The following is an 11,095-nucleotide window of genomic DNA, read 5'->3' as shown; positions in this document are numbered from 1 at the left end:
GGGTATAAGAGACAGGAGGGGGTCGGGGTGGCGGAGCCCGAACCACCGGTGCCGGCGCCGCCCGTGGGGGGCCCTGAGACCGTGGCCTCCGGCGCGCTCGGGCTTCCCGATGTCGCGGACGGTGACACGGCGCCGGTCTCCGTCGGCGAGGGATCGGGTGAGCCGCTGCCGCCGGACCGTGCGCCGGCCGAGGGTTCCGAGGCGTCCCCGGTGCGGGAGGTGTCTCCCGCACCTGGCGCGCCGCTCTCGCCCGGTCCGGAATCCGGCGCGTCCGAGTCCGAATCCGGGGGAGGCGGCGAGGAGTTCACCGGATCCTCGTCGTCGTTGTTCTCGGTGACCCCCGGTATGGACAGCCAGGGCGGCGCCGAGCCGCCGCCGATCATCGCGGCGCCGAGCACGACGGCGCAGCAGACGCAGGTACCCGCCAGGACCCAGCCGATCCGGCGCAGACGCTTCCGTCGAGGAGCGGCGGTGTCGTCGTGCGGTGCCGGCTCGTCGTACGACTCGGCGGGGCCCGGCTCCGGCTCCAGCTCCGCCTCCGGCTCCGGCGGGATCGTGGGGATGACCTCGGTCTCGGCCTCGGGCCCGGCCTCGGCCCCGCGCGTCGCCTGAACGTCGGACTCGCCGTCGCTCGCCGCCTCTTCCGCGCGTTCCGCCGCGGGCGCGGAGTCAACGGCCTCCGCGGCCTCCGCCTCCGCCGACCGGGAACCCTCACCGCGCGCGGCAGCCTCCGCCGCCATCCCGGCGACCACCTGCTCCAGCCGGCCGAGCCGGTCGTTCAGGTCCGACGCGTCGTCGCGGAGGGTCTCCTCACGCTCGGCATCGGTGTCTGCCCGGTGCTCTTCCACAACCGCCCCGCTCAGTGCGTCCCAGTCGTACGACGGATATCCAGCGTCGCCGATGAGACTAGTACTACCGCACGAAGGGCCATGTCCCTCCGTGGACGAGATCCGGCCTGTCCGGCGTCCGAGGACACGGCACTACGCACTCGGCCTCCCCCGAAGCCCGCCCGCCGCAGGCGGATCGGGGCTGCGCAGCGCGTCGATCGCGATGCGGGCCGCGGTGCCGATGACCGCGTCCGCCGCGGGCAGGGTTGCGGCCGGGCTGGCCGCGCGGGTGAAGACCGCGACGGCGTAGCGGCCGTGGTCGGGGTATTCGATCACGCCGACCTCGTTGCGGAGGGTGGGCGCGCTGCCGGTCTTGCCCGCGACGCGCACCTCGTCGAAGGGGAAGCCCGAGGCCAGCCGGTGGGGCCACACCTGGAGGCCGAGCAGGCGACGGACCGCCGCGCCGTGCTCGGGGGCGCAGGCCTCGTCGCGCCAGATCGCGCCGAGCAGGCGGGTCATGTCGCGCGGGGTACTGCGGTTGGTACGGGTGGGGTCCAACGCGCGCATGCGCGCGAGCACCTGGGGATCGGCCAGGGCCTGCGGGCCGCCCTGTCCGGCGTCCTCCCTGATGGTGGTGATGAACTCGCGGAAGGTCTGCACCGCGTGGGTACGGGTGAGGCCCAGCCGCTCGGTGGTGTCGTTGACGGCGTCGAGGCCGACGCGTGCCAGCAGGAGATCCGCGGCGGTGTTGTCGCTGACGGCCATCATCAGATAGGCCGCGTCGCGCAGGGAGAGACGAGCCGGATCGAGCATGGCGGAGAGCCCGGTCGGACCCGGCGTACGGCTTTCGGCCGGGGACTCGACCTGTTCGGTCAGGGTCAGGTGCCCGGCCTCGGCGTGCTGATGGAGCGCGACGAGCAGACAGAGTTTGTGGACGCTCGCGGTGACCACCGGCCGGTCCGCGCCCACGTCGATCTGGGCGCCCGAGTCGATGTCCACGGCGTGCAGCCGGCCGGTGACACCGGCTTCGGCGAACGCGGCGCGGATTCGGTCGCGTGGATGGCTGCGTGGGTGGCTGCGTGGGTGGCTGCGGGTGGTGGGCTCGGTCATATCCAGTACTCCGCCGCCGGGCGCAGATGCAGCGGACCGGAGGACACGTCGGGGCGGGCGGCGGCGGTACGGCCCAGGGCATCGGTGACGGTGTCGGCGAAGGCCCGTACGGCGGCGTCGCCCCGCCCCCGCGGCCAGGCCGCCGAGTGACGCCAGGCCAGCGGCGCGCCGCTCAGCGGGCGCCAGATGAGCTCGGGGTCTCCGGCGTGGTGGGCGTCGCGCGGACCGAAGGCGACGGCACGGCTGGACAGGAGCAGGCCGCGTGTGAAGCTCGGGCCCTGGCCGTGCCGGACCGCGGTGGGCGTGTAGCCGTGCCGGGCGCAGGTGGTCAGGAGGTCGTCGTGCACGGCCGGGGCATGGGCGCGGGGGAAGAGGATCAGGTCGTATCCGGAGAGTGCGGCGAGCGGGACCGTTTCGAGCCGCGCCTCCGGGGCGTCGTGCGGCAGCAGGACACCGAGTTCGTGGCGCAGGACGGGTCCCAGTTCCAGTCCTGACACGTCGCACGGGTGGTGGATGAGGCCGACGTCCAGGTCGTGCGAGGCGAGTCGGGCGAGCTGCTCGGCGGTCGGCAGCTCGTGCGGCTCCAGCTCCACACCGCGTTCGCGCTCCTGGAAACCGGCCAGGATCGCGGCCACGGTCTCCCCCGCGATGTCGGGCGGCAGAGCGGCGCGCAGCAGCCCGCTGTGGCCCTCCTGGATGCGGCGGGCCGTGGCCATCAGCGCCTCGGAGTGGGCCAGCAGCCGACGGGCGTCGTCGAGCAGGAGTGTGCCTCCCTTGGTGATCGTCACCTGTCTGCTGGAGCGCTCGAAGAGACGTACACCCAACTCCCGCTCCAGGCGCTGGATGCGCTGCGACAAGGGTGGCTGGGCCACACCGAGACGCTGGGCGGCGCGGCCGAAATGTAACTCTTCCGCAACAGCCACAAAGCACTGGAGATGCCGTATCAGGTCCACGAGCAGCGATGATACCGATTATTGATCGATCCATGAGCCATATCGTTCTTGGACGTGAAGGGGCGGGCGTTGTTCTGCTCGGGACGAAGGAGGGACCGTCGGCACCGGCCCGGACACGGCCCCGCGTCCCCCGGTGCGAAGCGTCCGAACAGAGCTCTACGAGAAGGAAACCCGCCACCGCATGTCCAGCCGTATCCCCCGCCGCGCCGCGCTCGCCACCCTGACCGGCCTCGCGGCCCTGCCCCTCATCGCCTGTGACACGAGCACCGGGGCCGCCACGAAGCCGAGCCCTCCCCCGGCCGGCGCCCCGCCCGCGGCCGATCCTCGAATCAGGCGCGCGTTCGCCGATCTGGAGCGGAAGTTCGACGCCCGGCTCGGTGTCTACGCGATCGACACCGGCAGCGGCCGGTCCATCACCCACCGGCCCGACGAACGCTTCGCGTACGCCTCCACGTGCAAGGCGCTGCTCGCCGCCGTCATGCTCGAAAGGAACTCCCTCGGCCAACTCGACCGGCTCGTGCGGTTCGACCGCGACGATCTCGACGGCGCCGGCTACTCCCCGATCACCGAGAAGCACCTCGATACGGGCCTCACCCTGCGCGAGCTGTGCGACGCCACCGTCCGTTACAGCGACAACGGCGCGGCCAACCTCCTCTTCCGCGAGATCGGCGGCCCCAAGAACCTCGAAGCCGCCCTCGTCTCAATCGGCGACCGCGTCACCCGATGCGACCGCTACGAGGACGCGCTCAGCGAAGCCGTCCCCGGCGACCTCCGCGACACCAGCACACCCCGCGCGCTCGCCACCGATCTGCGGACGTACGTCCTCGGCGACACCCTCGCCCCGGCCGAGCGGGCCGTGCTGACGGACTGGCTCAGACGCAACACCACCGGCGACAACGTCATCCGGGCGGGCGCCCCGGCCGGCTGGCAGGTCGGCGACAAGACCGGCACGGGCGGCTACGGCACCCGTAACGACATCGCCGTCGTCTGGCCGCCCAAGGCGGCACCGATCGCCATCGCCGTGCTCTCCCGGCGTGATGTCAAGGACGCCGAACCCGACGACGCCCTCATCGCCGGAGCGGCCGAGGTCACCCTCGGCGCACTCGCCTGACCGCGCGTCACCCCGTCGCGCGGACACACTCCAGCGCCGCGAGCTGCCGCCGCTCCGTCGATTCGATACGTGCCGCCTGCGTCGGCGTGACCACGTCGCACACCCAGTCCCAGTGCAGCGCCACGAGGTCCCCGGGCGCGAGCCCCGGGATCAGCGAGCGGCCCCCCGTCGACCAGCGCACGGACTCCTGGCGGGGCGGTCCGGGGATCAGGGCCGTACCCGTCCAGATCAGCGGGCGGGAGTCGACCGCGGCCGACTCGCCCTCGACCGAACGGACCACGCCTGTCCGGATACGGCACCGGTCGAGGACCGACAGCGCCGTCGGGTTGCCCGAGGCGCGCAGCAGTTGGGCCCACGGGTAGACGTCGAAGACCTGGAAGCTGTGGTGGGCGAGGGCACGGTCGGACGCCTCGCGCCAGGTGCCGCCCAGCTGGCCGCGGAAGCGGTCGCGCATCCGGGCCAGCAGGTCCGCCGGGTCGGCGCGGTCCAGGAGGTCGTTGCCGATCCAGTACGCCTCGACGACGCGCTCGTCGAGCGGGTCGTCGAGGCCGGCGGTCTCGGCGAGGAATTCGAGGTAGCACCAGGCGCCCTCGAACTGGCGGGCGCCCCGCTCGATGCCCGCGGTGTCGGCGGGGCGCAGCAGCGCCGCGGAGTCCACCGGGCCGCAGTAGCCGAGTTCGTTGGGCGGGTAGGCGTACCGCGCGAAGAGGATCGCGCCGCGCTCGCTCATTCAGCAGATCCTCGGGAGCTGTTCGCCGACGGGGAGGCCGACGACCCGCGAGCCGCCGAGGCCGGTCCTGGCGACCACCATGCCGGGGTGGTCGGGTACGCAGGTGCCGATCCGGCGGGCCCCGTGGCCCAGCGGGTGCGCCTGGAGGGCCGCGAGGACCTGCTCGGAGCGGTCCGCGGGGACGATCGCGATGAGCTTGCCCTCGTTCGCCACCTGGAGCGGGTCGAGCCCGAGCAGGCTGCACGCGTCGCGCACGGTGTGCGGTACGGGCAGGTCCCGCTCGATCAGTTCGACGCCGACCGCCGACGCGGTGGCGATCTCGTTCAGCGAGGCGGCGACGCCGCCGCGTGTGGGGTCGCGCAGTACGTGGATGTCGGCGCCGGTGGCGAGCATCGCGGCGACCAGGCCGTGCAGGGGCGCGGTGTCGCTCTCGACCGTCGTACCGAAGTCCAGGCCGTCCCGGCAGCTCATCACGGCCACTCCGTGCACCCCGATGTCGCCGCTGATCAGCACGGCGTCGCCGGGCGCGGCGCGGCGCGGGCCGATGTCGACGCCGGCGGGGATCACCCCGATCCCCGAGGTGTTGACGTAGACGCCGTCCCCGCTGCCGCTGTCGACGACCTTGGTGTCGCCGGTGACCAGTTGGACCCCGGCGGCCCGCGCCGCCGCGCCCATGTCCTGGGCGATCCGGCCGAGATCGGCGAGCGCGGTGCCCTCCTGGAGGATGAACGCGGACGACATGAACAGCGGCGTCGCGCCGGACATGGCCAGGTCGTTGACGGTTCCGTTGACGGCGAGGTCCCCGATGGAGCCGCCGGGGAAGAACATCGGCCTGACCACGAACGAGTCGGTGGAGAAGGCGAGTCGGGTGCCGTCGCCGACGGTGAGTACGGCGGAATCGCCCAGTTCGGGCGTGGCGGCGGAGCCGTACGCGGGGAGGAACAGGTGCTCGACCAGCTCGGCCGACATCGCCCCGCCGCCGCCGTGGCCCATCACGACCGTCGGGGTCGCGCGCAGGGGGACGGGGCAGGTCCAGCTCTCGAAGTCGAGGTCGTTGCCGACGGGCAGGGGCACCCGGGTGGGTAGGTGGTTGGTCGTCTCGGTCTCAGTCACTTCGCATCGACCAGTTCCAGTCGGCGGTAGGTGAAGTACGCGGCGCACGCGCCCTCGGAGGACACCATCGTGGCGCCCAGCGGATTCCTCGGGGTGCACTCCTTGCCGAAGGCGGCGCACTCGTGCGGCTTGATCAGCCCTTGGAGCACGTCGCCCGAGCGGCACAGCGCCGACTCGGCGGTGCGGATGTCGGCCACGTCGAATCTGCGCTCGGCGTCGAACTCCGCGTATTTCCCGGCCAGTCGCCATCCGCTGCTCGGGATCGTCCCGATGCCGCGCCATGTCCGGTCGGTGACCTCGAAGACGTCGCGCAGCATCTCCATGGCGGGGAGGTTGCCCTCGTCACGTACGGCGCGGGGGTAGGCGTTCTCCAGCTCGTGGCGGCCCTGTTCGAGCTGGAGGACCGTGCGGCGGACGCCTTCGAGGATGTCCAGCGGTTCGAATCCGGTGACGACGATGGGGACTTGGTACTTCTCCGCCAGCGGCGGGTACTCGGAGGTCCCCATCACGCTGCACACGTGCCCGGCGGCGAGGAACGCCTGCACCCGGCAGGTGGGGGACTCCATGATCGCGGCGATCGCGGGCGGTACGAGCACGTGCGAGACGAGCAGGGAGAAGTTCCGTACGCCGAGCCGCCGGGCCTGATGGACCGTCATGGCGTTGGCGGGGGCCGTCGTCTCGAAGCCGATGCCGAAGAAGACGACTTCCTTGTCGGGGTTGTCGCGGGCCAGTTTCAGCGCGTCGAGCGGGGAGTACACAACGCGTACGTCGCCGCCCGCGCTTTTCACGGAGAACAGGTCCTGGCTGCTGCCGGGCACCCGCAGCATGTCGCCGAAGGAGCAGAAGATGACACCGGGGCGGGCGGCGATCGCCAGCGCCCGGTCGATGATCTCCAGTGGGGTCACGCAGACCGGGCAGCCGGGCCCGTGGATCATCTCGACCCCGTCGGGCAGCAGTTGGTCGATGCCGTGCCGGATGATCGAGTGGGTCTGGCCGCCGCAGACCTCCATCATCGCCCAGGGGCGGGTGGTGACCGCGTGGATCTGGTCGACCAGCCGCTTGGCGAGATCGGGGTCGCTGAACTCGTCGAGGTACTTCACTGTCCGGTGCCTTCCGCTGATTCCCGCTGCCTGGCCGCGAGTTCGAAGCCGTCGCCGAACTCCTCCTCCAGGAGCCCGAGTTGTTCGAAGTTCGCCAATGTGCGCAGGGCGGACGCCTCGTCGAGCCGCTGGATGGCGAAGCCGACGTGGACGACGACGTATTCGCCGATCTCCGCGTCGGGGATGTACTGGAGGCAGACCTCCTTGCGTACGCCGCCGAAGTCGACCTGGGCCATCACGGTGCCGTCGACCTCGGCCGTACTGAGCACCCGCCCGGGGACTGCCAGACACATGGTGCCTCTTCCTTCTCTCTGGATGGTGTGTGTGACCTGACGTGGGTCAGGTGGGTCACCCGGACGCCGCGACCAGCAGTTGACCGAAGGCGATGCCGCCGTCGTTGGGCGGCAGCAGCCGGGGGCGCAGGACGGTGAAGTCCTTTGCCCTCAGGGCCCGTTGGGTTGCTTCGAGCAGGACGGCGTTCTGGAACACCCCACCGCCGAGAGCCACCACGCCGAGCCCGGTCCGGTGACGGAACAACTCCGCGAGGTCGACGGTGAGAGCCGCGACGGCCGCGTGGAAGCGCGCGGCGATCAGCTCCGGGGCGACGCCCGCGCGTACGTCGCGGACCACCGCCCGGATCACCGGGCCGGGGTCGGCGACGACCGGCTCTCCGGCATCGGGCCCCGTCGGCAGACCGAAGGCGTAGGCACTTCCGGCGGGCTCCGCCGGCCTCGATCTCGCGAGGCCCTCCAGCGCGATGGCCGCCTCCGCCTCGTACGCCACCTCGTGCCGTACGCCCGCCAGTGAGGCCACCGCGTCGAACAGCCGGCCCATGCTCGACGTCGGCACACAGCCGAAGTCCGTCGCCAACTGGTGGGCCAGCACGTCACGTTCATCGGCCGGGCAGGCGGCGACGGCGGGCAGCTTCTCGTCCCAGGGGATCCCGGCGGCGCGCAGATGCGCGAGCGCCATCCGGTACGGCCGCAGCACGCTCGCGTCACCGCCCGCGAGCGGTACGTACGCCAGGTGGGCCGCCCTGCGGTACGACTTGTAGTCGGCGATCAGCGTCTCGCCGCCCCACACCGCGCCGTCGGGGCCGTGGCCGGTGCCGTCGTAGGCGAAGCCGATGACGCTCTCGCCGGGTCCGAGACCGTGCTCCCCCATCACGGACGCGATGTGCGCGTGGTGGTGCCACACGGTGCGTACGGCCCGGCCCTTGGCGTGCGCGCGGGCCCAGGCGCCGGAGCGGTAGCCGGGGTGGGCGTCGGCCACGAGCTGTTCTGGTTCGACGCCGGTCAGCAGTCCGAGATGGGCCGCCGTGCGGGTCAGCGCGTCGACCGTGGAGAGGTCGTCCATGTCGCCGATGTGCTGGCTGACCCAGGCGTAGCCGCCCTCGCCGAGCGCGCACGTGTTCTTCAGGTCGGCGCCGGTGGCGAGCAGCGGCGGGATGTCGAAGGGCAGCGCGAGGGGCAGCGGCGCGTAACCGCGTGACCTGCGTAGGGGCAGTTCGGCGCCCGCGACGAACCGGCTGACGGAGTCGTCGCACGGCACCTGGATGGGGCGGTCGTGCCGGAGCCAGGCGTCGGCCAGCGGGGCGAGTTCGGTCAGCGCCTTCGTGTCGTCGGTGACGATGGGCTCGCCGGACCGGTTGCCGGAGGTCATGACCAGCGCGTCGGGGCCGGGGGTGTCGTCGCCGATTCCGAGCAGGAGAACGTGCAGCGGGGTGTACGGAAGCAGCAGGCCGAGGTCCGGGTTTCCGGGCGCCACCGCGGCGGCGAGGCCCGCGCCCACGGTCGGTGTACGGCGCGGGAGCAGGACGATCGGCTTTCTGCCGCCGCTGAGGAGGGCTCTCTCGTCCTCCGTCGTCGTCACCAGTTCCTCGGCGACGTCGAGGTCCGCGACCATGACGGCGAAGGGCTTGCCGCCGCGCTGCTTACGGCGCCGCAGTTCGGTGACGGCGGCTTCGTCGCGGGCGTCGCAGGCGAGGTGGTAGCCGCCGAGTCCCTTGATCGCGACGATCCTTCCCTCCGTCAGCAACCGCCGTGCGGTGCGCAGTGCTTGGTCGCCCTCTCCGATCACCTCGCCGCTGCCGCCGATGAGTTCGAGACGTGGGCCGCAGGCGTGGCAGGCGATCGGCTGGGCGTGGAAGCGGCGGTCGCGCGGGTCGCCGTACTCCGCGCGGCAGTCGTCGCACATCTCGAAGGCCGCCATGGTCGTCGCCGCACGGTCGTAGGGCAGACCGGTGACGATCGTGAAGCGGGGGCCGCAGTGGGTGCAGGTGATGAAGGGGTGGCGGTATCGCCGGTCGGCCGGGTCGCCCAGTTCGGCCAGGCAGTCCCGGCACGTCGCGGTGTCGGGCGAGACCAGGGTGCGTACCCGGTCGGCCGAGCTGGAGTCCGCGATCACGAACTCCGCTCCCCCGGTGGGTGGTTGGTCCGTCTCGGTCACGGACTCCACGACCGCCAGCGGGGGCGGGTCCGTCTGAAGCCGGCGGCCGAACTCCGCGACCGCGCCGGCGTCGCCCTCCACCTCGGCCACGACGCCGGAGCCGGTGTTGGCCACGGAGCCGGTGAGCGCGAGTTCGGCGGCGGTGACGTAGACGAACGGGCGGAAGCCCACGCCCTGGACGACACCGCGCACCTCGAACCGGCGCCGTACGCGCGGCTGTCGGTCCTCGACGGTTCGGGGCTCCACGGTTCGGGGCTCGGAGGGGTCCGTCGCACGGGCGTCCGGCTCGTGGGCGCCGGACTCGTGGGCGCCGGACTCACGCGCGTCCGGCTCACGGGCGCCGCTGCCCATCATCTCCAGGCCCGACAGCGCTTCCGCCGCCTTCGCCTCGTCGATGATCTCCATCGCGAAGCCCATGTGCAGCAGAACCCAGTCGCCGGCGACCGGTGGCGCGTCGAGCATGCCGACGTTGATCCGGCGCCGGGCGCCCTCCACATCGACGAGGGCGAGCTGGCCCGCGTACCCCTCGACGATCTCCACCACTCGCCCGGGGATGCCGAGACACATGATCAGGACCTCCGGGTCCGGGCGGGTGCGGGCGTGGACGCGGGTCCGGCCGCCGACAGGCGCCGGACCAACGCGCGCACCTCCGCCACCGCTTCGGGTACGGCGGCGGCGACGGCCTCAGTGAGGCCGATGCCCTCCTCGACGTCGGCGGGGGTGCACCCCACAACGTGGGTGAGCGGAAGCGTACCGCCCAGTTGGCCCAGATTTGCCAGGACAGATACCGGATTCATCCCGTGTGCATCGAATTCACCCGCTCCGAGGTCGTCCGGGCCGACCTCCAGAACGGTCAGCACGCCGGGTGCGCCGCCGCCCGGACAGGCGTCGACCAGCACCAGCGCGTCGTACCCGTCGAGCAGGTCGTACGCGAGGTGCATGCCCCGGATGCCGTAGTCGACGACCCGGACGCCGACGGGGAGCGGCGGCCCGGGGTCGGCGGCGAGCCGGCGTACGACCTCCGGGCCGAAACCGTCGTCGCCGAGGAAGAGATTGCCGATACCGGCGACGAGCACACCTCCGGTCACGTCAGGACTGGCCCTCGGCGCGCGGCGTGCCGCCGTGATGGGAAGGGCCGGTGCCTTCGTCCGCGGACCGCTTCGCCCGGTCGTACGGCGGGACGGCACGGCCGTCGGTGTCGATGTCGTCGGCTCGGCCCTTTTCCTTCGCCATGCTGTGCTCCCTGGTCTGGGGGATACCGGATTCCCGGCGCGGCGCCGGGACGGTGTCAGTTGCCGCCGGACTGGAGGTTCGGGGCGTCCGGGTCGGTCGGCTTCCGCGGTTTGACGGAGGTGTCCGACGTCTTGTCGGAGCGGCCGGCCGGCCGGTCGACGGGACCGCCGGAGGGCTGGTCCGACCCGGTGTCACGCGATCCCTTCGGGCCGCGCTCCTCCTGCGGTTCCTCGTCGTGGCGTCCACGTGCTGTGTCAGTCATCGGATGCTCCTCTCACTCGTGCCACGCGCTCACATCGCGCGCATGCGGACGTATCTGCGGATGTCGGGGATCCAGCGCACGCCGACGGCGACGGCGAGCACCGCCACGGCGGCGGCCGCGCCCGCGGTGACCATTCCGAGGATTCTCACGAGGGGTTCTCCTTCCGGTGTTCCGGTGTATCGGGGGTGTCGGGGGTGTCGGGGGCTGT

Annotated in this window: 13 protein-coding genes; 1 reads left to right on the top strand and 12 read right to left on the bottom strand. The window is 72.3% G+C overall.

Annotation, left to right across the window (positions count from 1 at the left end):
- The 3 genes from P3L51_RS32245 to P3L51_RS32235 form a co-directional block, all read right to left on the bottom strand.
- The coding region (locus P3L51_RS32245; RefSeq protein ID WP_354608879.1) for a hypothetical protein at positions 1-848 on the bottom strand (848 nt) is incomplete at its 3' end.
- A gap of 132 nt (positions 849-980) precedes the next feature.
- Positions 981-1,937, bottom strand: a complete 957-nt coding sequence (locus tag P3L51_RS32240; protein ID WP_354608878.1) for a serine hydrolase — start codon at positions 1,935-1,937, stop codon at positions 981-983.
- Positions 1,934-2,860 carry a LysR family transcriptional regulator gene (locus P3L51_RS32235; protein ID WP_435594573.1) on the bottom strand — a complete coding sequence of 309 codons (927 nt, stop codon included), beginning with the start codon at positions 2,858-2,860 and terminating at the stop codon, positions 1,934-1,936. Before P3L51_RS32235 ends, P3L51_RS32240 begins: the two co-directional genes overlap by 4 nt.
- A gap of 211 nt (positions 2,861-3,071) precedes the next feature.
- Here P3L51_RS32235 and bla point away from each other — a divergent pair, with 211 nt between their 5' ends.
- Entirely contained in the window at positions 3,072-4,001 is a 930-nt protein-coding gene (gene bla, locus P3L51_RS32230) for a class A beta-lactamase (RefSeq protein WP_354608876.1), read from the top strand.
- 7 nt (positions 4,002-4,008) lie between these two features.
- Here bla and P3L51_RS32225 read toward each other — a convergent pair whose 3' ends face one another.
- The 9 genes from P3L51_RS32225 to P3L51_RS36075 form a co-directional block, all read right to left on the bottom strand.
- On the bottom strand, positions 4,009-4,731 hold the full coding sequence (locus tag P3L51_RS32225; RefSeq protein ID WP_354608875.1) for a DUF6390 family protein: 723 nt from the start codon (positions 4,729-4,731) through the stop codon (positions 4,009-4,011).
- Entirely contained in the window at positions 4,732-5,724 is a 993-nt protein-coding gene (hypE, locus tag P3L51_RS32220; RefSeq protein ID WP_354608880.1) for a hydrogenase expression/formation protein HypE, read from the bottom strand.
- A 116-nt stretch (positions 5,725-5,840) separates the two neighbouring features.
- Positions 5,841-6,944 (bottom strand): hydrogenase formation protein HypD, encoded by a 1,104-nt coding sequence (gene hypD / locus P3L51_RS32215; RefSeq protein ID WP_354608874.1) that lies wholly within the window; start codon positions 6,942-6,944, stop codon positions 5,841-5,843.
- Entirely contained in the window at positions 6,941-7,237 is a 297-nt protein-coding gene (locus tag P3L51_RS32210) for a HypC/HybG/HupF family hydrogenase formation chaperone (protein ID WP_354608873.1), read from the bottom strand. The genes hypD and P3L51_RS32210 overlap by 4 nt, the downstream gene beginning before the upstream one ends.
- A gap of 55 nt (positions 7,238-7,292) precedes the next feature.
- Positions 7,293-9,959 (bottom strand): carbamoyltransferase HypF, encoded by a 2,667-nt coding sequence (gene hypF / locus P3L51_RS32205; protein ID WP_354608872.1) that lies wholly within the window; start codon positions 9,957-9,959, stop codon positions 7,293-7,295.
- 2 nt (positions 9,960-9,961) lie between these two features.
- On the bottom strand, positions 9,962-10,480 hold the full coding sequence (locus P3L51_RS32200) for a hydrogenase maturation protease (RefSeq protein WP_354608871.1): 519 nt from the start codon (positions 10,478-10,480) through the stop codon (positions 9,962-9,964).
- Between the two features lies 1 nt (position 10,481).
- Positions 10,482-10,625: a hypothetical protein gene (locus tag P3L51_RS32195; protein ID WP_354608870.1), complete on the bottom strand. Its 144-nt coding sequence runs from the start codon at positions 10,623-10,625 to the stop codon at positions 10,482-10,484.
- Positions 10,626-10,680: 55 nt separating this feature from the next.
- Positions 10,681-10,887: a hypothetical protein gene (locus P3L51_RS32190; RefSeq protein ID WP_354608869.1), complete on the bottom strand. Its 207-nt coding sequence runs from the start codon at positions 10,885-10,887 to the stop codon at positions 10,681-10,683.
- Between the two features lie 29 nt (positions 10,888-10,916).
- A complete protein-coding gene (locus P3L51_RS36075) occupies positions 10,917-11,036 on the bottom strand; it encodes a DUF6893 family small protein (protein WP_435594572.1) in 120 nt (39 codons plus the stop codon).
- Positions 11,037-11,095: the final 59 nt, after the last annotated feature.

It is taken from the genome of Streptomyces panacea (assembly GCF_040560175.1).
Lineage (GTDB): Bacteria > Actinomycetota > Actinomycetes > Streptomycetales > Streptomycetaceae > Streptomyces > Streptomyces panacea.
The sequence above is the reverse complement of the archived record's forward strand: the minus strand, read 5'-3'. Positions and strand labels throughout refer to the sequence as shown.

What these genes read in the sequence shown, in the direction of transcription:
- hypE (WP_354608880.1), bottom strand. Translation starts at nt 5,724, where the DNA reads ATGGGCCACGGCGGCGGCGGGGCGATGTCGGCCGAGCTGGTCGAGCAC.
- P3L51_RS32240 (WP_354608878.1), bottom strand. Translation starts at nt 1,937, where the DNA reads ATGACCGAGCCCACCACCCGCAGCCACCCACGCAGCCACCCACGCAGC.
- P3L51_RS32190 (WP_354608869.1), bottom strand. Translation starts at nt 10,887, where the DNA reads ATGACTGACACAGCACGTGGACGCCACGACGAGGAACCGCAGGAGGAG.
- P3L51_RS32210 (WP_354608873.1), bottom strand. Translation starts at nt 7,237, where the DNA reads ATGTGTCTGGCAGTCCCCGGGCGGGTGCTCAGTACGGCCGAGGTCGAC.
- hypF (WP_354608872.1), bottom strand. Translation starts at nt 9,959, where the DNA reads ATGTGTCTCGGCATCCCCGGGCGAGTGGTGGAGATCGTCGAGGGGTAC.
- P3L51_RS32195 (WP_354608870.1), bottom strand. Translation starts at nt 10,625, where the DNA reads ATGGCGAAGGAAAAGGGCCGAGCCGACGACATCGACACCGACGGCCGT.
- bla (WP_354608876.1), top strand. Translation starts at nt 3,072, where the DNA reads ATGTCCAGCCGTATCCCCCGCCGCGCCGCGCTCGCCACCCTGACCGGC.
- P3L51_RS32225 (WP_354608875.1), bottom strand. Translation starts at nt 4,731, where the DNA reads ATGAGCGAGCGCGGCGCGATCCTCTTCGCGCGGTACGCCTACCCGCCC.